The sequence below is a fragment of the Kribbella sp. ALI-6-A genome (assembly GCF_001984195.1).
GTDB lineage: Bacteria > Actinomycetota > Actinomycetes > Propionibacteriales > Kribbellaceae > Kribbella.
Genome location: NZ_MTQN01000008.1, coordinates 373,922 through 397,164, shown reverse-complemented (window position 1 = coordinate 397,164; position 23,243 = coordinate 373,922). Strand labels below are relative to the sequence as shown.

17 protein-coding genes are annotated in these 23,243 nt (G+C 70.6%); 12 read left to right on the top strand and 5 right to left on the bottom strand.

The genetic code is table 11. From position 1 onward, the window contains the following. Positions 1-77: 77 nt before the first annotated feature. Complete coding sequence (locus BWI15_RS07835; protein WP_077013626.1) at positions 78-1,673, top strand: DHA2 family efflux MFS transporter permease subunit; 1,596 nt, start codon at positions 78-80, stop codon at positions 1,671-1,673. A 26-nt stretch (positions 1,674-1,699) separates the two neighbouring features. Here BWI15_RS07835 and BWI15_RS07830 read toward each other — a convergent pair whose 3' ends face one another. Continuing rightward, on the bottom strand, positions 1,700-2,680 hold the full coding sequence (locus BWI15_RS07830) for a serine hydrolase domain-containing protein (protein WP_077013625.1): 981 nt from the start codon (positions 2,678-2,680) through the stop codon (positions 1,700-1,702). 215 nt (positions 2,681-2,895) lie between these two features. Between BWI15_RS07830 and BWI15_RS07825 the strand changes: the two genes are divergently transcribed. From BWI15_RS07825 to BWI15_RS07785, 9 genes are all read left to right on the top strand, one after another. Continuing rightward, positions 2,896-4,548 (top strand): FAD-dependent oxidoreductase, encoded by a 1,653-nt coding sequence (locus tag BWI15_RS07825; protein ID WP_077013624.1) that lies wholly within the window; start codon positions 2,896-2,898, stop codon positions 4,546-4,548. A gap of 3 nt (positions 4,549-4,551) precedes the next feature. Continuing rightward, on the top strand, positions 4,552-5,937 hold the full coding sequence (locus BWI15_RS07820) for a sensor histidine kinase (protein ID WP_077013623.1): 1,386 nt from the start codon (positions 4,552-4,554) through the stop codon (positions 5,935-5,937). Positions 5,938-6,030: 93 nt separating this feature from the next. Next, positions 6,031-6,387, top strand: a complete 357-nt coding sequence (locus BWI15_RS07815) for a YciI family protein (protein ID WP_077013622.1) — start codon at positions 6,031-6,033, stop codon at positions 6,385-6,387. Continuing rightward, positions 6,384-7,631 carry an RNA polymerase sigma factor gene (locus BWI15_RS07810; protein ID WP_077013621.1) on the top strand — a complete coding sequence of 416 codons (1,248 nt, stop codon included), beginning with the start codon at positions 6,384-6,386 and terminating at the stop codon, positions 7,629-7,631. The genes BWI15_RS07815 and BWI15_RS07810 overlap by 4 nt, the downstream gene beginning before the upstream one ends. Positions 7,632-7,691: 60 nt before the next feature. Further along, entirely contained in the window at positions 7,692-8,009 is a 318-nt protein-coding gene (locus tag BWI15_RS07805) for a hypothetical protein (protein WP_202817588.1), read from the top strand. A 55-nt stretch (positions 8,010-8,064) separates the two neighbouring features. Further along, complete coding sequence (locus BWI15_RS07800; protein WP_077013620.1) at positions 8,065-9,048, top strand: YihY/virulence factor BrkB family protein; 984 nt, start codon at positions 8,065-8,067, stop codon at positions 9,046-9,048. Positions 9,049-9,092: 44 nt separating this feature from the next. Then, complete coding sequence (locus tag BWI15_RS07795; protein ID WP_143465440.1) at positions 9,093-9,692, top strand: hypothetical protein; 600 nt, start codon at positions 9,093-9,095, stop codon at positions 9,690-9,692. A gap of 210 nt (positions 9,693-9,902) precedes the next feature. Continuing rightward, positions 9,903-13,256 (top strand): S8 family serine peptidase, encoded by a 3,354-nt coding sequence (locus BWI15_RS07790; RefSeq protein WP_077013618.1) that lies wholly within the window; start codon positions 9,903-9,905, stop codon positions 13,254-13,256. Positions 13,257-13,347: 91 nt separating this feature from the next. Further along, a complete protein-coding gene (locus BWI15_RS07785) occupies positions 13,348-14,916 on the top strand; it encodes a DUF4139 domain-containing protein (protein ID WP_077013617.1) in 1,569 nt (522 codons plus the stop codon). Positions 14,917-14,921: 5 nt separating this feature from the next. Here BWI15_RS07785 and BWI15_RS07780 read toward each other — a convergent pair whose 3' ends face one another. Continuing rightward, positions 14,922-15,407: a GNAT family N-acetyltransferase gene (locus tag BWI15_RS07780; RefSeq protein ID WP_077013616.1), complete on the bottom strand. Its 486-nt coding sequence runs from the start codon at positions 15,405-15,407 to the stop codon at positions 14,922-14,924. A gap of 120 nt (positions 15,408-15,527) precedes the next feature. Here BWI15_RS07780 and BWI15_RS07775 point away from each other — a divergent pair, with 120 nt between their 5' ends. Continuing rightward, a complete protein-coding gene (locus BWI15_RS07775; RefSeq protein ID WP_083750606.1) occupies positions 15,528-16,274 on the top strand; it encodes an MBL fold metallo-hydrolase in 747 nt (248 codons plus the stop codon). A 9-nt stretch (positions 16,275-16,283) separates the two neighbouring features. Here the strand turns inward: BWI15_RS07775 and BWI15_RS07770 are convergent, their stop codons facing one another. From BWI15_RS07770 to BWI15_RS07760, 3 genes are all read right to left on the bottom strand, one after another. Beyond that, the gene (locus BWI15_RS07770) at positions 16,284-19,040 is read right to left on the bottom strand and encodes an AAA family ATPase (RefSeq protein WP_237771187.1); all 2,757 of its coding nucleotides are present in this window, start codon (positions 19,038-19,040) and stop codon (positions 16,284-16,286) included. A gap of 8 nt (positions 19,041-19,048) precedes the next feature. Next, entirely contained in the window at positions 19,049-21,808 is a 2,760-nt protein-coding gene (locus tag BWI15_RS07765) for an ATP-binding protein (RefSeq protein WP_077013615.1), read from the bottom strand. Between the two features lie 129 nt (positions 21,809-21,937). Further along, entirely contained in the window at positions 21,938-22,549 is a 612-nt protein-coding gene (locus tag BWI15_RS07760) for an Rv1733c family protein (protein WP_077013614.1), read from the bottom strand. 113 nt (positions 22,550-22,662) lie between these two features. Between BWI15_RS07760 and BWI15_RS07755 the strand changes: the two genes are divergently transcribed. Continuing rightward, positions 22,663-23,232, top strand: coding sequence for a TetR/AcrR family transcriptional regulator (locus tag BWI15_RS07755; RefSeq protein WP_077013613.1), 570 nt, complete (start codon positions 22,663-22,665; stop codon positions 23,230-23,232). Positions 23,233-23,243: the final 11 nt, after the last annotated feature.

The following is a 23,243-nucleotide window of genomic DNA, read 5'->3' as shown; positions in this document are numbered from 1 at the left end:
TCCGCAAAAGTGCTCGTCGAAGCCGTGCGACGCGCGTAACGTCTGGACGGACGTGCTGCGTGCCGAAAGGACCGATCGTGAGCCAGCCAGCCGAGCAGTCCGCCTATCCCGACCACATCGACGCCGCCGTGCTGAAGATCGCCGGTGTCGTGGTGCTGGGGGCGATCATGTCGATCCTCGACATCACCGTGGTCAACGTCGCGCTGCCGACGTTCCAGGACAAGTTCGGGTCGCCCGACAGTCCGGTCGCCTACTCGACCGTCGCCTGGACGGTCACGGCGTACACGCTCGCGCTCGCGACCGTGATCCCGCTGACCGGGTGGGCGGCCGACCGGTTCGGTACCAAGCGGCTCTACATGGCCGCGATCTTCCTGTTCACCGCCGGGTCGGCGCTGTGCGCGACCGCGTCGAGCATCGACATGCTGATCGCCTTCCGCGTCCTGCAGGGGCTGGGCGGCGGCATGCTGATGCCGCTCGGTATGACGATCATGACCCGGGCCGCCGGTCCTCACCGGATGGGCCGGTTGATGGCGATCCTCGGCGTACCGATGCTGCTCGGCCCGATCCTCGGACCGATTCTCGGCGGCTGGCTGATCGAGGTGGCGAGCTGGCACTGGATCTTCCTGATCAACGTGCCGCTGGGCGCGATCGCGCTGGTCTACGCCTGGTTCGCGCTCACCCCGGACCACGCGGAGCGGTCGGAGTCGTTCGACTTCCTCGGGGTGGCGCTGATGTCGCCCGGACTCGCGCTGTTCCTGTTCGGCGTGTCCTCGCTGCCGGCCGAGAGCGGTGACTTCGGTGCGCCACGGGTGTGGGTCTCGATGCTGGCCGGCGTACTGCTGATGGCGGCCTTCGTCTGGCACTCGTTCCGGCCGGAGCACCCGCTGCTCGATCTGCGGCTGTTCCGCGACCGCAACCTCACCATCTCGATCATCACGATGTTCCTGTTCGCCGCGGCGTTCTTCGGCGGGCTGCTGCTGGTACCGACCTACTTCCAGCAGATCCGCGGCGAGTCCACCTTGCACGCGGGCTTGCTGGTGGCGCCGCAGGGGCTCGGCGCCATGGTCACCATGCCGATCGCCGGCAGGCTGGTCGACAAGATCCCGGTGGGCCGGATCGTGCCCGTCGGACTCGCACTGATCGTCGTGGGCATGTTCGGTCTGACCCAGATCACCGCGACCACGCCGTACCCGCTGCTGATCGCGATGCTGGTCGTGATGGGGTTCGGGATGGGCGCGACGATGATGCCGCTGTTCACCACGGCCCTGCGGACCCTGTCCGGCGCCCAGGTCGCGCGCGGCTCGACGCTGCTCAACATCAGCCAGCAGATCGCCTCGTCGTGCGGCGTCGCGACGATGTCGGTCGTGCTCACCAACCAGCTCAACAACTCGCCGATCATCCCAGGCACCCAGGTTCCCGACCTGGGCGACGGGCTCCGGGAGACGCAGGCGGCCATCCTGTCCAACACCCAGCCGGAGAGCATTGCCCCGCTGAACATCGATCCGGCGGCGATCGCGCGCGGGCTGGTCGACGCCGCCGACGCGTTCTCGCACACCTACTGGGTCGCCTGGGTGCTGGTGACTCTCACCCTGATACCGGCTCTGATGCTCCCCCGCAGGCGCCCGCAGACCCGCCACGCCGACGAGGGGGCGCCACCCGCAGTGGTCGACTGACCCGACCCGGTCCGAGGGACCGGTTCTCAGGACATGAGAGCGCGGGCGATGGGCCAAGCTCCGGGGGACGTGTTCGACAGGACCGTACGGGTGGTGCCGGTCTGGGGGTCGTGCGTGGACTGGAACGACGCGCCGGCGTCGTACCCGACCAGCATTGCGGTGTCGGTGCTCGCGTGCAGCCAGAAGCCGAGACCGTAGCGTCGTGATTGCTCCGGTACGTCGCAGCGAGGCCGGACGACCTCGTCGACGCCATCCACGATGTCGCCGGCGAACAACGCGCGCCAGAAGGTGGAGAGGTCGGCCGCGGTGGTGTGGATGCCGCCGTCGCCGTTGGCCAGCACCGGGAGATGGAAGACGTTGGAGCGGTCCGAACCGTCCAGCGGCAGATAACCCACGGCAGCATCAGCCGGTAACTCGTCGGAGCGAAGGAAGTCGGTTCTGGTCATCCGGGCGGGGCGGAGGACTCGTTCCCGGACCAGGTCGTGGTAGCCGACGCCGCCGGCCCGCTCCGCCAGCAGGGCGAGAACCACGAAGCCACCGTTGCAGTAACTGAACCGCTCACCGGCCCGGAACTTGGTGGGATGCCCGTCCAGCAACGGCAGGAAAGCCTCGGTCGTGGTCAGTTCGTGCGCCGCGCCGACGACGTAGTCGGTGATCTCGGTATCGGCCTCTTCGTCCAGGTAGTCGCCGATGCCTGAGGTGTGGGTGAGCAGATGCTCGACGGTCACGTCGTCCGCGATCAGCGGGAGATCGTTGCCGAGCAGGGATCGGGCGGTGGTGCTCAGCTCCAGCACACCCTCCTGCACCAGTGAGAGCACCGCCAGTGCGGTGAAACCCTTGCTGCCACTGGCGATACCGAATCTGGTGTCCAGGGTGTTGGGGACGCCATAGGTCCGGTTCGCCTGCCCGTAGGCCTTGGCGAACTCGATCTGGCCGGCCCGGTCGATCCAGACCACACCGGAGAACCCGGTCCGGTCGGCGATCTCGTCGATGTCCCCCTGCCCCATGGCCGCAGATTAGCCCAGCCCCGCGAGGCTGCCGAACTGCTTTTCACGCGAGGACGTCAGCCACCGCGTGTCACCGACAAGGATCGGACGGTCACCGTCAGGGCTCCAGTAGGGGCCCCGGACAACAACTCCGGGAACACCCCGCTCCGCGTCGACGGCTGGGACCTTTCCGAACGCCGCCGGGGTGCTTACCCTGACTCTCGGGGGGAGACCAGATGAGCAAACCCACCATTCTGACCGTCGACGACGATCCCATGGTGTCGGCCGCGATCTCCCGGGATCTGCGGAATCGGTACGGGGACGACTACCTCGTGGTGCGGGCGACCTCGGGGGCGCAGGCCCTTGCGGTGCTGGCGAAGCTTGCGTTGCGCAATCAGCCGGTCGCGCTGATCGCGGCGGATCAGCGGATGCCGGAGATGACCGGGATCGAGATGCTGGAGCAGGCGCGGGTGCACGCGCCGGGAGCGAAGTACCTGTTGCTCACCGCGTACGCCGACACCGACGTCGCGATCACGGCGATCAACGACATCGGGCTGGACTACTACCTGCTCAAGCCGTGGGATCCACCCGAGGAGCGGTTGTACCCGGTGATCGAGGGGCTGCTCGACGACTGGCGGCAGGCGAATCCGGATCACACGTCCGACGTCCGCGTGGTCGGCAATCGGTGGTCGGACCGCAGCCACGAGATCAAGACGTTCCTGGCCCGCAACTACGTGCCCTACCGCTGGTACGACGTCGAACGCGATGCCGAGGCCCGGCGGCTGACGCAACTGGCCGAGGCGCAGGCGACGGATCTGCCGCTGGTGCTGATCCCCGACGGCGACACCCTCCGCTCGCCGTCGACGCTCGATCTCGCGGGGGCGCTCGGGCTGCGGACCACCGCCCAGCAGCCCTTGTACGACGTGTGCATCGTCGGCGGTGGACCCGCGGGCCTGGCGGCCGCGGTGTACGCGGCGTCCGAGGGGCTGAGCACGGTGATCGTCGAGCGTGAGGCGCCGGGTGGTCAGGCCGGGCAGAGCGCGGCGATCGAGAATTACCTCGGGTTCCCCAAGGGACTGACCGGCTCGGATCTGGCGCAGCGCGCGGTCGCCCAGGTGTCGCGGTTCGGGGCGGAGATGGTGCTGGCCCGCTCGGTGGTCGGCTTCGAGACCCGAGGGCCGGTGCATGCCGTACTGGTCGAGGGTGCGGGCGAGATCGAGGCCCGCGCGGTGATCGTGGCCACCGGGGTTTCGTACCGCCGGCTCGAAGCGGACGGGCTCGCCGAGCTCACCGGCCGCGGCGTGTACTACGGCGTCAGTGCGAGCGAGGCGAGCCAGTGCCAAGACGACGACGTCTATCTGGTCGGCGGCGCCAACTCGGCGGGCCAGGCCGCGCTCAACCTCGCCCGCTACGCGCGGAAGGTCGTGCTGATCGTCCGGGGCAGTTCGCTCGAGGCCACGATGTCGCGGTACCTGATCGACAAGATCGCGGCGACCGCCAACGTCCAGGTGCGCTGCGGTAGTGAGGTGGCGGCCTGCCGTGGCAACGGGCATCTCGAGGCGATCACCGTGGCCGACCGCACCACCGGTCGCACCGAGGAGCTGCCGACGAGTTGGCTGTTCGTTTTCGTCGGTGCCTCGCCGCGGACCGAGTGGCTCGGCCCTGCTGTCGTCCGTGACGACAAGGGATTCGTGGTGACCGGCCAGGAGCTGCTCGCCCGCGACCAGGCGTGGCGGTTGCCCAGGGCCCCTTTCGCGCTCGAGTCGAGTGTGCCCGGCGTCTTCGCGGCCGGCGACGTACGGCTCGACTCGATGAAGCGGGTCGCGTCCGCGGTCGGCGAAGGCGCCATGTCGGTCTATCTGGTGCACCGCTACCTGGCGACGGTGTGAACCGTGCACGTCGACGAGCTCCGCGGACTCAGCCTCTTCGCCGGGCTGAGTGACGCGCAGCTGGGGGAACTGCTCGACGGCGGTACCGAAGTACGGATCGAGCCCGGCGTCACGTTGTTCACCGAGGGCGAGCACGCGGACCACTGGTGGGTGTTGCTCGACGGCGCGATCGAGCTGTCCAGGCACGTCGGCCGGGAGGACACGGTGGTCGGCCGGCTGGACGTGCCGGGCCGCTGGGCCGGTGGGTTCCGGGCCTGGGACGAGCGTGGTGTCTATCTCGCGTCAGGGCGCGGTGTGCAGGACGGCCGCGTCCTGCGGGTCCCGGCGACGGTACTGCGTACGCTCACCGACGCCTGGTTCCCCCTGGGCAGCCACCTGATCAACGGCGTCTACGGGACCGCACGATCCATCGAGGCGACCGCGCGGCAACGCCAGTCGCTGGTGACGCTCGGAACCCTCGCCGCCGGACTCGCGCACGAGATCAACAATCCCGCGGCCGCCGCGACACGGGCCGCGGACGCGCTCGCCGGGGTCTGCCACACGCTGATCTCCTCCCTGGACCGGCTGGCCCAAGGCGAGATCTCCGCCCCGCAGCTGACCGAGCTCGACAAGCTCCGCCGCGAGATCCAGCCGGCCGCGGTCGGCCTCGACCCGCTGGACGTCGCGGACCAGGAGAACGCCCTGGCCACGTGGCTCGGGCGTCGCGGAATCGAGCGGGACTGGGTGATCGCCCAGCCGCTGGCCGCAGCCGGGGTCGACGTCGCCTGGTGCGAGCGAGCGGCCGCCGTACTGGACGAGGACAACCTCGAGCCGGGCCTGGAGTGGGTGGCGAGCACGTTCGCCGCGACCACGTTGCTGTCCGAGGTGAAGCTGTCGACCCGGCGCATCTCCGAGCTGGTCGCGGCCGTCCGGTCGTACTCGCAGATGGATCGTGCGTCCCTGCAGCCGACCGACGTGACGCAGGGCCTCGAGAACACGCTGGTGATGCTCGGCCACAAGCTGCGCGACGGGATCGAGGTGGTCCGCGAGTACGGCGAACTGCCGCGGATCGAGGCCTACACCGGTGAGCTCAACCAGGTCTGGACCAACCTGATCGACAACGGCGTCGACGCGATGAACGGCTCCGGCACCCTGCGCGTCCGCACCCGGGCCGAGGGCAACGAGGTCGTCGTCGAGATCACCGACAGCGGCGAGGGAATGTCGCCCGAGGTCGCCGCCCGGGCCTTCGAGGCGTTCTACACCACCAAGGACGTCGGCAAGGGCACCGGTCTCGGCCTGGACATCGCCCAGCGCATCGTCGTCGAACGCCACAACGGCGCGATCACGATCACCTCGGTCCCCGGCGAGACCACCCTGCGGGTCCGGATCCCGGTCCGGCAGAAATCCTGATCCCCCGGCGTGACAGTGTCGATTTCGGGTCCGGCGGATTCGTCGTCGAAGTAGGTGGGTCCGGCCCGGGCCCGACGAGTGGATGGAACGCAGATGACGAAGTACATGGTGCTGATCTTCGGCGACGAGGCGCAGTGGGCGGCGATGAGCTCTTCGGAGCGCGCGGAGCTCGACCAAGCGCACCGGGAGTTCGCCGCCAAGGCCGGTCCCGCCATCCTGGCAGCGGGAGAGCTGGAGCCCTCGCAGACCTCGACCAGTCTGCGGAGCGGCGGCGTGGGTCAGGTGGCGATCACGGACGGGCCGTTCCTGGAGGCGAAGGAGGTGCTCGGCGGGTTCTACCTGCTCGAGGCCGAGGATCTCGACCGGGTGATCTCGCTGGCCTCCGGTCTGCACGAGGTCCACGCCGGTCACAGCGGCGTGGAGATCCGGCCGCTGGTCAACCGCGGATGACCGACGTGGCGGCCGGCGCCGTGGCCGAGGCGGTCGCGTCGGCCCATCGGCTGGAGTGGGCCAAGGTGCTGGCCGCCACGGCCAAACTGACGCGCGATCTGGATCTGGCCGAGGAGTTCACCCAGGACGCGTACGCCCAGGCGCTCCGGTCGTGGCCGGCGTCCGGGATCCCCGACCGGCCGGGCGCGTGGCTGACGACGGTGGCCCGCAATCGCGCGCTGGACTTCCTCCGTCGCGAGGACCTGGTCCGCCGCTCGATGCCTCTACTGGTGCCCGATGCACCCGCACCGCGGCCGGAAGACATCCTGGAGGACGACCGTCTGCGGCTGGTGTTCACCTGTTGCCACCCGGCCCTGTCGCGCGAGGCTCAGGTCGCGCTGACGTTGCGCCTGGTCTGCGGCCTGTCGACCACCGAGGTCGCTCGCGCCTTCCTGGTCCAGGAGTCGACCATGGCCGCGCGGATCACCCGGGCGAAGAAGAAGATCGCGACCGCCCGGATCCCGTACCGCGTACCGGCCTACGACCAGTTGTCCGACCGTCTGGACGCCGTACTGGAGGTCACCCACCTGATCTTCACTACCGGACACACGGCGCCGTCCGGGGAAGAGCTGGTTCGCCAGGATCTCGTGGACAGTGCGATCCGTCTGGCCCGAATGCTTCGGCTGCTGATGCCGGGCGAGGCCGAGGTCAGTGCGCTGCTCGCGCTGCTGCTGCTCAGCGAAGCCCGCTCGGCGACTCGCGTCGACGAGGATGGACGGCTGCTGCTGCTCTCCGAACAGGACCGGAGCCACTGGGACCGCAAGCTGATCACCGAAGGCGTCGCGGCCCTCACCGACGCACTCGGCCGTGCGGCGCCGTCGCGTTACGCGGTCGAGGCCGCGCTGGCCGCCGTGCACGCGGAGGCGCCGTCCTGGCAGGACACCGACTGGTCCGCCATCGTCGCGCTGTACGACGTCCTGCGCGCCTCGTGGCCGTCACCGGTCGTCGACCTGAACCGGGCGGTGGCCATCGGGATGCGCGACGGAGCCGAGGCCGGTCTGCGGGCGCTGGAGCCGCTCACCGCGGAACCCGCGCTGGCGATCTACCACTACCTCAGCGCGATCCGCGCCGACTTCCTGCGCCGGCTCGGCCGGCTGCCGGAGGCCGCGACGGCGTACGAGGAAGCCCTTGCCCTGGCCGGAAACGCGGCTGAGCGCGGCTTTCTCAGCGCGCGGCTCGACGCCGTCCGCGAAGCAATGCGTTGACGCCAGGCTCTCGCCCTCGGCGACCTGCTCGTCGTAATCTCGACGCAGGGAGTGAGGGCGATGGAGTGGCTGCGGACGTCACTGTGTCAGCTGGCGGGCCAGTTCCGCCGGCGATCCGTCACGGTCGCTGATCCGTTCGAGACGCTACGGCTGCAGACCAGGCTCGGCCGGCTGGCGGTCGAGATCCAGCGGATCGAGACCGCGCCGCGGATCTACGCGCGGGCCCACCGGTTGATGGCCGCCGAGGCGGCGTACGACGACCTGCTCGACGAGGCGTGCCGTCTGGCCGGCGTACCGGAGACGGTGCACTTGGCGCGCGGCGAGGACAAACGCTGGCTCGAGGAGCAGGAACTGGCCTCCCGCGGCTGGTCCTGGTGAGGCCGCGCCGCCGACCCTGAGCAGCAGCGCGTGCCCGGGATCGTACGGTTGGTGCGTGACGACCTTGGGACAGCGGCTGGACGCCGTACAGCGGCGGCGGCGAAGGCTCGGGTTCCCGCTCGCCGTGGTGTACAAGTTCTTCGACGACCAGGGCAGCTATCTCGCGGTGATCGTCACCTACTACGCGTTCGTGGCGATCTTTCCGATGCTGCTGATCTCCTCGTCGGTGCTCGGCTTCGTGCTGCAGGGCAACGAGGACCTGCAGCGCGCGGTGCTGGAGTCGGCGCTCAAGGAGTTCCCGATCGTGGGGACCCAGCTGGCGACGCCGCAGGGTCTGCAGGGCAGTACGGCGGCGGTGATCGTCGGCACGGCCACCGCGGTGTACGGCGTGATCGGGCTCGGGCAAGCGGTGCAGAACGCGGTCAACGTCACGTGGGGCGTGCCGCGGAACAGGCGGCCCAATCCGTTCCGTGGGCGTCTGCGGTCGGGTGCGCTGCTGTCGCTGGCGGGGCTCACCGTACTCAGCTTCGCCACCCTGACCGTCCTGGCCGGCAGCATGGGCAAGCTGTCCGGGCAGCTCGCCGACAACATGGGGTGGCTGGTCTCGATCGGCTCGGTGCTGGTGCTGACTGCCATGCTGACGCTCTGCCTGCGGCCCGGGACGAGGCCTCGGCCGCCCTTTCGGCAGATCGTCCCTGGAGCGTTCCTGACCGCGCTCGGCTGGCATCTGCTCGAGCGTCTGGGCGGCATCTACGTCAACGACGTCCTGGCCAAGGCCAGCGAGGTGAACGGCGTGTTCGCGCTGACCCTCGGGCTGATCGGGCTCATCTACGGCGCCTCGACGATCGCGGTGATCGGCGCCGAGCTGAACTCGGTGATCGTGCACCGGCTCTACCCGCGCTCGTTGCTCGCGCTGTTCACCGACTCCGCCACCGACCTGACCCCGGCCGACCATCGGGCCTACGCGATGTACGCCCAGGCACAACGTCACAAGGCCGCCGAAACGATCGAGGTCACCTTCGATTCGCACGACCGCTGAGGCGCGGTTTTCGCGCCTGGAGCTGACCCGGTTAGGGTCTTCAGGTGTCCACTTCCGATGTCGCCGCACCAGACCAGAACCTGCCGGATGTCGAGGAACGCGCTTGGCGTGACGTGTCCGACGTCGGGATCGCCACCGCGCGAACCGAGTGGGCGGGCGCCGCGCGGGAGATGTTGCTCCGCGCGGCCGGAAAGTACCAGGCCCTGGTGCAGCACAAGGACATCGCCACCGGCGTCCAGGAGCTGACCGGCATCCGCACCAAGCAGCCGACCCGGCAGTGGATCGGCGGCGTGCTCGCCGAGGTCTCGGCCGAGAGCCTTCGGCGGGGTGAGCCGATGCTGTCCGCGCTGTGCGTCAACGCCGACGAGAGCGTCTTCGACGGGTACGCCGCGATCGTGGGTGCCGCGACGGGCACCACTCCCCCGGACCCCGACGTTCACGCCTCGCACGAGCGCCTCGCCGTCTACCGCCACTTCCAGGCGGCCGGTCTGCCGGCCGACGGCGGCAGCCCGGTGATCCCGTCGAAGCTGAGCGCGGCCCGCGGCCGGGCCCGCAAGGCCGCGATCGCCGAGCGGCCGATCAACAAGTGCCCGCGCTGCAACCTGCAGACGCCGGCCAGCGGGATCTGCGACACCTGCGACTGAGCTGGACCGTGCACGAGGTCTAGCCGAGAGTGACGTTGTGGGCTTAGCCTCTGCTCAGGCGGGTGCCGTGGGGGCTCCTGCCGGTACGCCGGAACCCGGGGGGGTTCGGTCACAGGACTGAAGGGTCTGCAGCGCCGTCGCGGCGTTGCCCGACGTCCCATGCCTGGCCTTCTGTGGTGACGGCGTCAGCTGCCTTCACGGGAGGCCCACATGAGGTCCACTGCCCGGACCCACGTCCGATCCACTCGACGCGTCACCATCGCCGGCCTGTCCGCCGGCCTGCTGGTCGCCGCGACTCTGCCCGCGGTGAGCGCGTCGGCCGCCGACCCGCCACCGACAGGCCCCAGCGGCCGGCCCTGGACCGCGACGCCACTCACGGTCGCGGACACCGTTCACGGCGCCAAATCGCCCAGCGGTCAACTCGCCAAGAGCGACCCGGCACTCGTCAACAGCACCTCGGCCAAGCAGGTCCGCGTGGTCGTCAAGCTCGACTACGACGCGCTGGCGTCGTACCGCGGCGGGATCAAGGGACTGCCCGGCACCAGCCCGGCGGTCACCGGCAAACGCCTCGATCCCCGCAGCGCGAACGCGACCAAGTACCTCCAGCACGTGGCGGCAGTGGAGAACAAGTTCCTCGCCGCGTTGCGCGACGAGGTTCCGAGTGCGCGCGCCGGTCAGAAGCTCCGCACCGTGTACGGCGGCGTCGCGCTGAGCGTGCAGGCCAACAAGGCGCGTGAGCTGCTGAAGCTGCCCGGCGTGGCCGCGGTCCAGCAGGACAACCCGCAGAAGCTGCTCACCGACTCCAGCGGCGCCTTCATCGGCGCCCCGGCGATCTACAACCGGCTCGGCGGCTCGGCCTCCTCCGGCAAGGGGGTCGTCGTCGGCATCCTGGACACCGGCGCCTGGCCCGAGCACCCGTCGTTCGCCGACCCCGGCACGCTGCCGGCACCGTCGCCGACCGTCGACGGCACGCCACGGGTGTGCGACTTCGGCGACAACCCGCTGACGCCGGCGACCGACGTCTACACCTGCAACAACAAGCTGATCGGCGGACGGCCGTTCCTCGACACCTACAACGCGGTGATCGGCGGCGACGTCTATCCCGACTCCGCGCGTGACTCCAACGGGCACGGCACGCACACCGCGACGACGTCGGCCGGTGGACCGGTCGCGAACGCCAACACCCTCGGCATCGACCGCGGACCGATCCTCGGGATCGCCCCGGCCTCGGCCGTCTCGGTCTACAAGGTCTGCGGCGCCGAGGGCTGTTTCCCCAGCGACTCGGCCGCGGCCGTCGCGCGGGCGATTCTCGACGGCGTGAAGGTGATCAACTTCTCGATCTCCGGCGGCAGCGATCCCTACAGCGACCCGGTGGAGCTCGCCTTCCTGGACGCCTACGCGGCCGGCGTGTTCGTGGCCGCCTCGGCCGGCAACTCCGGTCCGGGCGCGAACACCACCGACCACCGCAGCCCGTGGGTCACGACCGTGGCGGCTTCCACGCAGAGCCGGACGTTCCGCTCGACGGTCACGCTGTCCGGCGGCGGCACGACCGCCACGATCTCCGGCGCGTCGGTCACCCCGGGCCTCAGCACCCCGGCACCGGTCGTGCTCGCCTCGGCGCCGCCGTACAACGACGTCACCTGCAACACCCCGGCGCCTCCGGGCATCTTCACCGGCAAGATCGTCGCCTGCCAGTTCACGCCGGGCCGGGTGATGAAGGGCTTCAACGTCAAGCAGGGCGGCGCGGTCGGCATGCTGATGTACAACACGACCTTCCCGTCCGACGTGTTCACCGACAACCACTGGCTGCCGACGGCACAGCTCGAGAAGCCGGACGCCGACGTACTGCTCGCGTTCCTGGCGGCGCATCCGGCCACCACCGCGTCGATGACGCCGGGCACCAAGACCACCTGGCAGGGCGACGTGATGACGTCGTTCTCGTCGCGCGGTCCCGGTGGCGACTTCCTCAAGCCCGACGTCACCGCACCCGGTCTGCACATCCTCGCGGGCCACACGCCGACTCCCGAGTCCCCCTCCGAGGGACCGCCCGGGAACCTGTACCAGGCGATCGCCGGTACGTCGATGTCGTCCCCGCACGTGGCCGGCGCGGCCGCGCTGGTGTTCGCCCTGCACCCCTCGTGGACGCCGGGCCAGGTCAAGTCCGCGCTGGGCACCACGGCCAAGACCACGGTCAAGAAGCCGGACCGGGTCACCCAGGCGGACCCGTTCGACTACGGCAGCGGCCGGATCGACCTCACCAAGGCCGGCGATCCCGGTCTGACGCTGGACGAGACGGCGGCCAACTACGCGGCCGCGGCGACCGACTCGCTGAACCGGATCGACCTCAACCTGCCGTCGGTGAACGCACCGACGATGCCCGGCCTGATCACCGCCGAGCGGACGGTCAAGAACGTCACCAACCAGACGCTCACCTTCACCGCCGCCGGTACGACGGTCAGCGGCGCGAACGTCACCGTGCTACCGCCGGTGTTCCAGGTGAAGCCCGGCAAGACGCAGAAACTGACGATCGCCATCACCGCACCCGCACTGCCCGACGGGCAGTACTTCGGTCAGGTCAACCTCAAGCAGGTCGGCGGCAGCCGGGCCCTGCACCTGCCGGTCGCGTTCTTCCGCCAGGAAGGCGTCGTACCGATCGACCAGACCTGTACGCCGTCGACCATCGCGCGCAACACCGGCGCGTCGACCTGCACCGTGACCGTGCAGAACAACAGCCTGCAGAGCGCGCAGGTCACCGCGGTGAGCACGCTGAGCTCGCAACTCCGGCTGAACAGCGTCACCGGCGCGACCAAGATCGGCACCCAGATCGCGACCAAGACCGGGACACTGGCCGCGCGCCAACCCGATCGACCGGTCATCGCACCGGGTGAGACGTTCGGTTACATCCCGCTCGACACGTTCGGCGTCACGCCCACCCCGATCGGGGACGAAGAGGCGCTGAACTTCAATCTGCCGGCGTTCCAGTACGCCGGGCAGACGTACAACCGGATCGGCGTGACCTCGAACGGATACTCGGTCGTCGGCGGCACGTCGTCGAGCGAGGACGTGCAGTTCACGCCGCAGAACCTGCCGGATCCCGCCCGGCCGAACAACGTGCTCGCGTCGTACTGGACCGATCTGGACGGCACCGGCGCACCGGGCATCTACGCGACCAGCCTGACCGACGGGGTGTCGGACTGGATCGTGCTGGAGTGGCGGGTGAACGTGTTCGGCACGTCCGACCTGAAGGTGTTCCAGCAGTGGATCGGGGTCAACGGCACCGAGGACATCAGCTACACCTACAACGGGTCGCTCGGCAGTCCGCCGGCCGGCTACGGCCTGACCGTCGGAGCCGAGAACTCCGAGGGCACGGCCGGCAGCCAGATCACCGGCCCGCCGACCGAGAACTACCGCATCCAGTCGACGCCGGGAGCCCCCGGTGGTTCGATGACGTACTCGATGAACATCAAGGGAGTGCAGCAGGGCACCGGCACGGTCACGACCGGGACCTCCACGCCACTCGTCAAGGGCCTCACGATCGAGGTCGACCGGATCATCGTCAACTAGCGCACCGCGATGGCCGGGCCGGATCCCACGGGGTTCGGCCCGGTCGTCGTTCGGGCGGCCGAGGGCACCCCATGGGGGTTACTGTCGGGCCATGAGCGAACTCGTGGTGGACGCCCCCATCGTGGCCGTTGTCGTCTATCCCGACCGGGCGCGGGTCACCCGGCGCGGGCGGATCACCGTGCCGGCCGGTGACCGGACCGTGTACGTCGAGTCGCTTCCGCTGGCGTTGCAGGAGGACTCCGTGCGGGTCTCCGGCCGCGGGCCGGCCACGGTGCTCGGGGTGGACGTGGCCGTACGGCATCTTCCGCAGGCGCCGGACGAGACCGTCGCCGAGCTGGAGCGTCAGCGTCGCGAGGCGCAGGCCGAGGTGGACGAACTGTCGGACGCCGACGAGGTCCAGGCGCAGCTCGACCAGTTCCTCGCACAGCTGGGTCGGCGGGCCGGTGGGACGTTCGCCCGGACGCTTGCCGCCGGGGATGCGACGGTTGAGCTTGGTGAGTTCACCGAGTCGCTGGCTGGACGGTTGTCCGCCGTACGGGCCAAGCGGCGGGAGTTGGCCGAGCAGCGGCGGGAAGCTGAGGAACGTCTGGCGGCGGCCGACCGTCGGTTGGCCGCGGTTGTCGAGCAGCGCGTTCCCGATCGCCGCTCGGCTGCTGTCGGGCTGGCACTGGAGTCCGAGGCGGAGGTGGAGATCGAGCTGTCATACGTCGTACCGCGGGCCGGGTGGACCAGTTCGTACGACGTCCGCCTGATCGGGGATCGGCTGACGCTGAACTGGTATGGGCTGATCACCCAGCACACCGGTGAGGACTGGCCGGAGTGTGATCTCACGCTGTCGACCGCGCGGCCGATGGTGACGGCGAAGGTGCCTGAGCTCGACCCCTGGTACCTGGACCGCTATCACCCACCGGTGCCCGTCGCAGCCGCGCCGGCCGGAGCCCCGCTGGGCTACGGCGGAGGCAGGAGGGCCCGGCACGGCGCCGAGAGCCTCCAGGCCGAGGCGCCCGTGTTCACCGACCTCGCCGCGACCGTCGAGCAGGGTGTCACCGCGGCGACCTACACCCCGCCGCGACCGGTCGCCGTCCCCGCTGACGGCGCCTCGCACCGCGCGACGATCGCGTCCGTCGACCTCGACTCCGAACTGGACTACGTCACCGCGCCGGTCCGGTCGACCGACGTTCACCTGCGGGCCACGGTCGTGAACTCCTCGGAGCACACCTTGCCCGCCGGAAAGGCCTCCGTCTTCCACGAGGCGGACTTCGTCGGCTCGGCCGCCCTGCCGCTCTGGGCGCCCGGTGAAGACGTCGAGCTCGCCCTCGGCCTGGACGACCGGATCCGCGTCGAGCGCAAGCTGGTCCGCCGGACCGCGACCAAGGCGACGCTCGGATCGACCCGCCGGCGTGAGGTCGAGTACGAGACGAAGATCGAGAACCACACGCCCCGCACGGCCCGGATTACGGTGCTCGACCAGTTGCCGGTGGCCCGCGACCACGAGATCGCGGTCAAGCCGACCACCGCCGTACCGGAGCCGGCCGAAACCACCGACCTCGGCGTCGTCACCTGGAAGCTCGACCTGTCCGCCGGCGCCGAGGCCGCGATCAGACTCGGCTTCCGGGTCGACACCGGGAAGTCCGTGGAGCTGAGCGGTTGGCGCGAATAGAACGGTCAACCGGTCAGCGAGCGCCAGTAGATGAGGGCACTCTCGGTGCCGTGCACGTCGGGGATGGTGCCAATGCGCTGGAAACCGACGCTTTCGTACAGGTGACGGGACGGGTTGGACTCCATCACCAGGTTGAACATCATCGCGGTGTAGCCGGCTGCGGTTGCTTCCTGCAGAGAGTGTTCGACGAGCTTCCGGCCGATGCCCTGGCGGCGTACGGAGCGGGCGACGAGGTAACCGCCCTGGGCGATGTGGGCCGCGAAGGCCGGGAAGTTGGGTCGCAAGAAGTAGCCGCCGGCAACGGAGCCGTCGAGGTGGGCGGCGTAGACGGCGCGGTCGCGGACCCAGCCTTCGTCGAAGGTCTGTCGCAGGGGTTTCGCCTGCTGGGGCTCGACGGCGCCGTCGGCGGCCAGTTCGGCGTAGACGGCGTAGAGCGCTTCGACGTCGTCGGGAGTTGCGGGCCGGATCATCAGGTCCTTCGCTGGGTTCACTTCGGTACCGTACGCACCGCCCGTGGCGAGGTTGTGCCACGGGTGCGGGTCCTGGTGCGGCGGGACGAGACAATGGTGCGGTGGCGGCAACTATTGCCTTAAGCATCGATAGGAGTTCCGGTGAGTGACCGCGGGGTGGTGGAGGCGGCTGAGGACGTCTTCCTGGTGCGGGGGTCGGCGGTCAACTGGGTGTTGTTGCGGGACGGGACCGACCTGACGCTGGTCGACGGTGGCTATCCCGGCGATCTCGAGGACGTCGAGGCGTCGATCCGGGCGATCGGACGGCGGCCCGAGGACGTACGGGCGATCCTCGTCACGCACGCGCATGTCGATCACCTGGGCGCGGTGAACCCGTTCCATCACCGGTACGGCACCCCGGCGTACGTCGATCCCGCTGAGGTGGGCCACGCGCATCGGGACTACCTGGAGCAGTTGACCCCGCCGAAGCTGCTCGCCAATCTGTGGCGGCCGCGGGTGCTGCCATGGGCTGTCCACATCCTGCGCAACGGCGCGACGCAGGACGTGACGGCGCCGCACGTCCAGGCCTTCCCGTCGACGGGCGCCCTCGATCTCCCCGGCGCGCCGGTGCCGGTGCCCACCCATGGCCACACGTCCGGCCATACGGCGTACTACCTGCCGTCGGTCGGCGCTGTGATCACCGGGGACAGCCTGGTCACCGGGCACCCGATCGCCGCGACGACCGGACCACAGTTGCTGCCGGCAATGTTCCACCACACCGACCGCACCACGCTGCTCGCGACCCTGAGCACATTGGAGGACCTCGACGCCGACCTCCTGTTGCCGGGTCACGGACCCTTGCATCGTGGGCCGATCCGCGCCGCGGTGGCCGGCGCGCGCCACGCCTGACCGGCCAGATCAGCCGAGTGAGACCTCGCTCGTCAGCGCCGGGTCGAGCTGCCGGCGCGACGTGATGCCGAGCTTGGTGAACACCTTGCGGAGATGCCACTCCACCGTGTGATGGCTGAGAAACAGCCGGCCGCCGATCTCCTGATTGGTGAGCCCGGACGCGGCGAGCTGCGCGATCTGCGCCTCCTGCGGGGTGAGCACTCCGCCGTCGGTGGACGGTCTGCGGGTGGCCTCGCCGGTGGCCGCGAGCTCTTGGCGGGCCCGCTCGGCGAACGCCATCGCCCCCATCGCGCTGAACCGCTCGTAGGCCAGCCGAAGGTGGTACCGCGCGTCGGGGCGCCGCTGCTCACGGCGCAGCCATTCGCCGTACACGAGATGCGCACGGGCCAGGTGGACGGCGACCCGCGAGCGGCCGAGGCGCTCGATCGCCTCCTGGTACAGGGCGTCCGCGGCCGGCCCTTCGGCGAGCAGCGCTCGCGAGCGGGCCAGGACGCCGAGTGCCCAGTCGGTGCCGGCTGGGAGCGTCCGCTGCTCCAACTCGTGCAGAGCGTCGACAGCTGCATCGCGTACGCCGGACCGGGCAGCGGCCTCGACGAGCTCGGCCAGGGACCAGCCGACGAATCCGAGGTGTTCCTGCCGGCAGGCCTGCTTGGCCGCGTCGAGCGCGTCGTCGTACCGCGAGAGGCCGTTGTAGAGCACCGCGGTCACGTGTCTGGCCAGCGCGACAGCCCGGCCCTCACCGCGCGCGGAGGCGTCTTCGAGCCCGGACTCGATCGCGGTCATCGCGGCGGTCTCCTCGCCGCGCCAGCCGGCGAGCAGCAGGCGGGTGTAGCGCAGCGGCACGTTGCCGGTGGCTGCGGTGAGATCGTCGGATTCGCTGATCAGTGTCGCGGCGGCGGCGAACTCACCAGCGTGCAGATGGACCGTCGCCCGGTAGGACAGCGCCACCGGAAGGATGCCCAGGGCACCGAATCCGCGCGCGAGCTCGACCGCCCGGTCGGCCAGGTCGTGCCAGACCTCGTCGTCCCACAGCTCCGACGCGACCGGCTCGGGGGCGACCGGGCAGGCCAGCCACAACCAGCGCACCAGTCCGTCGGTGACCTCGTCAGCCTCCTCGCGAAAGGCCTGCAACGCCTTGCGAAGCAAGGGAATCGCCGCCTCGAAGCCATCGCTGAACCGGGTGGCCACGCCGTCCAGCAGCAGATCCATCGGCCCAGGCGACGGCGCCGGCTTGGCCGCGCGAGCTGCTTGGGCGGCCTTCTCGACCACCGCCAGCCGTCCGGAGAAGATCGCCGCCCCGAGCGCCTCCAGGTACGTCGTGCGCGCGGACGAGTCGTTGAGCACTTCGAGTTGATCGGCCGCGTCGAGCAGCAGTCCGACCGCGGCGCTGCTTCGCTCGCGGGCGAACGCGATCCGGGCGCGCAGCTGCGCGAGATGCGCACGCCGGAGCTCGTCCAGCGGACCCAGGTCGGCGGCCGCGAGAAGGTTGTACGCGGCATCGGACTCCCCCGCCGCGAACTTGGTGCCAGCGGCAACCAGGGCGCGTTCGGCCCGGCGTACCGGTTCGGGCGTCAGCTCCGCCGCTCGCTCCAGGAAAGCCGCGGCGGCCGCGACACCGCCCCGCGCCTGGGCCCGTTGGGCAGCCTGCTCCAGCTCCTCCGCGACCGACTCGTCGAGCCCCACCGCGGCGTAGGCCCGGTGCCAGACCCGGCGATCGGGATCACGGCCGGCGTCGGTGGCCTCGGCGAGGGCACCGTGCACGCGACGCCGGTCCTCGGCCGACGCCGCCCGGTAGATCGCTGAGCGCAGCAGCGGGTGCCGGAACCGGACACCGGCGCCGAGCTCGATCAGCCCGGCCGATTCGGCGCGCTCGGCCGCGGCCCGCTCGAGGCCGAGGCGTTCGGCCGCACGCCACAGCAGGGCCGCATCACCGAGCGGCTCGGCGGCGGCGGTCAGCACGACGAGCTGAGTGTCGCGCGGCAGCGGCTGAAAGCGGCGCAGGAACTCCTCTTCGATCTGGCGAGGCAACGGGCGAGCCCCGGGCAGCCCGAACCCGCCGGCCAGTTGGCCAGACAGGGCGCGCGGCAGCTCGAGCAGCGCGAGCGGGTTTCCCCGGGTCTCGGTGAGGAAGCGTTCGCGCACGTGCTCGTCGACCGGACCGGTGATCGCCGAGTCCAGCAGGGCGCGCGCGTCGGCGTACCCGAGACCTCGGACGGCGAGCACGGGCAAACCCGCCAGGTCGTGCACCTCCTCCGCCTCGCGGGCCGCGAACACGATGGCGACACGCTCCGCCCCGAGCCGTCGCGCGGCAAAAGCGAGAGCTTGGGCGGACACCCGGTCGAGCCACTGAGCGTCGTCGATCAGGCAGATCAACGGCCGGGTCTCGGCGGCCTCGGCGAGCAGATCCAGCAGGGCGATGCCGACGTGGAACCGATCGGGTGGCGGACCGGTGGCGCGACCGAACGCCGTGGCGAGAACAGCGTGCCTCGGCTCGGACAGGCCGTCCGGCAACTGGCCACAGATCTGGTGCAAGGCGGCGAAGGCTAGCTCCATCTCGGACTCCACCCCGGCCACCCGTACGACGTGGCACGAGTCCGAGTGCGCCGCCAGGTAGTCCAGCAAGGCCGTCTTGCCGATCCCGGCCTCGCCGCGCAGCACCAGCGCGGTGCTTCGCCCGGCCTTCGCGGCCGCCACGAGGTCGTCGAGGACACGGCACTCCTCGCGGCGGCCCAGCAGTCCGGCTCGTGAACCACTCGTTGCCGCCACCACACGCCCTACCGCGAGACCGACGTGCGCGCGCGAAGCTGCTTGCGGGACGTGATGCCGAGCTTGGTGAAGACCTTGCGCAGGTGCCACTCGACGGTGTGCCGGCTGAGGAACATCCGTGCCCCGATCTCGGCATTGGTCAGACCGGCGGCGGCGAGCTCGGCGACGTGCGCCTCCTGTGCGGTCAACGTGTCGCTGAGACGGTCGGTCCGGGTCCCGACGGCGGCGCCGGCCGCCCTCAGTTCGCTGGCGGCGCGGTCGGCGAACGCATCGGCGCCGGCCGCGCTGAACACGTCGTACGCGATCTGCAGCTCGTCGCGCGCGTCCTGCCGTCGGCCTTCGCGCCGCAGCCATTCGCCGTACACGAGCCGGGCGCGGGCGAGATCCATCCGCATCCGCGTGCGGCCGAGCAGCTCGATCGCGTCCCGGTACGCCGATTCGGCCTCCGCCTGGCCGGTCGTCAGCAGCGCCCTCGATCGGGCGAGCACGCCGAGGGCCCAGTTCGTGCCACACGCCTGCGCCACCACGGTGAGCCGCTCGAAGCCGTCGGACGCCAGATCCGGTCGGCCGCTACGCACCGCGGCCTCGACCAGCTCGGGCAGCGCCCAGTTCGCAACGCCGAGCTCGATCGGGTACGCCGTCGCCTCCGTGGCCGCCGCCAGTGCCTCCTGGTACTTCGCCAGAGCGTTGAGCAGGACGGCGTGCGCGAAGTGCGCGATGGTGATCCCGCCACCTTCGCCCCGGCTCTGGGCCTCGTCGCGGGTCCTGGTGATCAACGCGCGGGCCTCGTCCGGGCGACCGCGCCAGGCGGACAGGCAGACCGCCCCGTACGGCGTGAGGCCGACTCCGGTCGCGTCACTGATCGTCTTGATCTCGGCGACCAGCGCGGCGGCCTCGGAGAGTTGCCCGGCGAAGAGGTTGAGCATGACCCGGTGGTTCAGGACGTGCGGGAGGTCGTTGAGGTCGCCGGTCTCGCGGGCGATCCGGACGTGGCGGGTGGTGAGCACCTCCCAGTTCTCGTCGTCCCAGAGGTCGACCGCCAGCAGCGACGCCAGCCACAACCACCGCAGGTCGTCCTGGTCGGGTGGCCCCTGGGCACCGGAGAACGCCAGGACGGCTTGCCTGGCCGGCGTGACCGCCGCCGGGTAGCCGTCGGTGAACAACGCCGAGACGCCGTCCAGCGCCAGGTCGCGCTTGCGGCTCCCGTCCGGCCGAGGCAGGGCGCGAGCCGCCCGGGAGATCTCGGCCAGCCCGGCCTTCCCGGCCAGCCGTCCGGCGAAATGCGCGGCCGAGATCGCGTCGAGGTAGGTGTCGCGGGCCAGGTCGTCGTCCAGTGGCTCGAGCCGGCGGGCCGCCTCGAGCAGCAGCGGCGGGGCCTCGACACTGTGGCCGGACAGGAACGCGAGCTGCGCACGGACGAGCTCGACCCGCGCCTGGTGCAGGGCATCCACCGGCCCGTCGCCGGCACTGACGAGCAGCCACGCCGCAGTTGCGAAGTCCCCCGCCCGCAGGGTCGCCTGGGCAGCCGTGAGAGCCCGGACCGCGCGCTGGTCAGGCTCCGGGGTCAGCTCGGCCGCCCGGCGCAGAAATGCTGCCATGGCCGCGATTCCGCCTCGGCCCTGCGCTCGCTCGGCCGACGCGAGCAGCTCGACCGCGATCTCGTCGTCCGGCGCGCTCGCTCCCTGCGCACGATGCCAGGCCCGCCGATCCGGATCCCGGTCCGGGTCGGTCGCCTCCGCCAGAGCCTCGTGGGCTCGCCGCCGGTCGTCGAGAGCGGCCACGCGCGTCACCGCCGATCGGACCAGCGGATGCCGGAACCGGACCCGCGCACCGAGTTCGATCAGCCCGGCCCCTTCCGCGGGCCCGGCAGCGGCCACCGGGACGTTCTGGATCGCCAGCGCCCGGACCAGCAGCGGCACGTCGCCGACTGGTTCGACGGCCGCGGTCAGCAGCAACCGCTGAGTGTCCGGCGGAAGCGCCTGGAGTCTGCGGACGAAGTTCTGCTCGATCTGGCCGGCCAGCGGCTGGGCGTCCGGCCGCTCGAAACCACCGGCCAGCTGGCCCGGGGTCAGCCCCCGCGGCAACTCCAGCAGTGCCAGTGGATTTCCCCTGGTCTCCGCCACGATGCGATCCCGGACGCGTTCGTCCAGCCGTCCCGGGATCACGTCGTCGAGCAACGCCGCGGCGTCCCGGTCGGCCAGACCGCCGACCACGAGCTCGGGAGCGGTCCGCCAGTCGGGCCCGGTGACCGGCTCTCGGTGCCCGAACACCAGGCCGATCCGGTCCGCGAGCAGGCGGCGTCCGACGAAGGTCAGGACCTGAACAGAAGCCTGGTCCAGCCACTGGGCGTCGTCGACGACACACAGCAGCGGCCGGCTCTCGGAGGCCGCGGACAGCAGACCCAGCACGGCCGCTCCGACCAGGAAGTTGTTCGGCGGCCCACCGAACTCCAACCCGAACGCGATCCCCAGCGCCTCGCGTTGCGGCTGCGGCAAGTGGTCGCCGAGGCCGAGCATCGGGCCGCACAACTGGTGCAGACCGGCGTACGGAAGCTCCATCTCGGACTCGACACCGGCCGCCCGTACGACGCGGCAGCCGTCGGCCCGGGCGACCAGGTACTCCAGCAGCGCGGTCTTTCCGATGCCTGCCTCGCCCCGAACGACCAGCACCTGGCCCTGGCCGGATCGCACGCCGGCGAGCACGTCGTCGAGGCGGCCACATTCTCTGCGCCGCCCACGAAGTCCGGGCCCGGACGGACCAGTCACCATCGCTCGCACCACCCCCGAACGAGGCTAGCGCCGAACCGCCAGTTCGCGATAGCACCAGTTCGTCGCGGTGACGCCCGGTGAACGGCTCAGAACGTGGTCACCACCCATTGCGTGCCTTGCGCAACGAGTTCAGTTCTGCGACCGGGTCCAGCGCGGAGACACCAGTTCCCACTCGCGTTCCCACTCCTGAGCGCGCCGGCGATCCAGCGAGAGCCTGGCCAGCCGGTACCCGCCCCACAACAGCGGCCAGGCAACCATCAGCAGGGCGAACCCGGCCGCGACGCCGAGCGCCACGCTGTCGGCGGACTCCCGCGGCGCGCGGGCGATCGATCCGTTCCGGTCGAGCCAGATCGTCAACGCAGTGCCGGCCCTGGTGCCGATCAGCACCTCCGCCCGGCCCTCGCCCGACAGTCCGGTCGCGTCGAACCAAACGACCCGGACCTGCGAGGTGACCTGGCCAGGGGTGGAGGGAACGATTTCAGCGGTGTTCTCCACGGTTCTCGCCTCGACCTGGCGCAACTGCGCCTTCCGCTCGGCCGCCGTACGGTCGGCCTGCTCGCGGACCGACGTCCCGAGCCCGGGCGCCACGGGGATCGCCAGCAGAGCACCGATCAGTACGGCGATGATCACGCCGGACTCGACCCGGTCCACCCTTCTGCGCAGGGGATTGCGGCCCAGGCCGAGCAGCCGCAACTTCATCAGGACGGCCCGCTCGGCCCGGCGTTGCTGGGTGCTGGTCATGACGACCTCCTCCTCGGTCGACAGGTTGGACAGCGCGGACCACCGTCCTGTGACGGCTCCCGACCGCCGAACCGAAAGTCAACCAGTGTTGACTTACTTGCTACGCTGCGGGAATGAAGAAGTCCGAGCGCACCCGGACGGCGATCCTGGCGGCCGCGCGGGAGCAGTTCGCCCTGCATCCGTACGACCAGGTGAGCGTTCGCGCGGTCGCCACGCAGGCCCAGATCGATCCGGCGATGGTGGTGCGGTACTTCACCAACAAACAGACGTTGTTCGCGACCGCGGTCGACCTCGACCTGCACCTGCCCGAGTTGCGCGACGTCGAGCCCGACCGCCGGGGCGAGGTACTGGTGCGGCACTTCCTCGACCTCTGGGAGGGCGACGAGAAGCAGACCGTACTGCCGATCCTGCTGCGGTCCGCCGCGACCCACGAGACGGCGGCGGCCAAACTGCGCGAGGTCTACGTTCGCCAACTGCGCGCCATGGTGGCGACCGTCGCGCCCGAGGCGGAGGCCGCACGACGGGCCGGCCTGATCTGCAGCCAGCTGCTGGGCATCGCCCTGACGCGCTATCTGCTGCGCCTGCCCGACATGACCGCTCGCACCCCGGAGGGCCTGGTCGCGGACCTGGCACCCGCCGTACAGCGCTACCTCAGCGACCCTCTGGACATGGCCACCGGCTGAGCATCGCCGGC

What these genes read in the sequence shown, in the direction of transcription:
- BWI15_RS07815 (WP_077013622.1), top strand. Translation starts at nt 6,031, where the DNA reads ATGACGAAGTACATGGTGCTGATCTTCGGCGACGAGGCGCAGTGGGCG.
- BWI15_RS07760 (WP_077013614.1), bottom strand. Translation starts at nt 22,549, where the DNA reads ATGACCAGCACCCAGCAACGCCGGGCCGAGCGGGCCGTCCTGATGAAG.
- BWI15_RS07810 (WP_077013621.1), top strand. Translation starts at nt 6,384, where the DNA reads ATGACCGACGTGGCGGCCGGCGCCGTGGCCGAGGCGGTCGCGTCGGCC.
- BWI15_RS07805 (WP_202817588.1), top strand. Translation starts at nt 7,692, where the DNA reads ATGGAGTGGCTGCGGACGTCACTGTGTCAGCTGGCGGGCCAGTTCCGC.
- BWI15_RS07755 (WP_077013613.1), top strand. Translation starts at nt 22,663, where the DNA reads ATGAAGAAGTCCGAGCGCACCCGGACGGCGATCCTGGCGGCCGCGCGG.
- BWI15_RS07785 (WP_077013617.1), top strand. Translation starts at nt 13,348, where the DNA reads ATGAGCGAACTCGTGGTGGACGCCCCCATCGTGGCCGTTGTCGTCTAT.
- BWI15_RS07830 (WP_077013625.1), bottom strand. Translation starts at nt 2,680, where the DNA reads ATGGGGCAGGGGGACATCGACGAGATCGCCGACCGGACCGGGTTCTCC.
- BWI15_RS07765 (WP_077013615.1), bottom strand. Translation starts at nt 21,808, where the DNA reads ATGGTGACTGGTCCGTCCGGGCCCGGACTTCGTGGGCGGCGCAGAGAA.
- BWI15_RS07790 (WP_077013618.1), top strand. Translation starts at nt 9,903, where the DNA reads ATGAGGTCCACTGCCCGGACCCACGTCCGATCCACTCGACGCGTCACC.
- BWI15_RS07825 (WP_077013624.1), top strand. Translation starts at nt 2,896, where the DNA reads ATGAGCAAACCCACCATTCTGACCGTCGACGACGATCCCATGGTGTCG.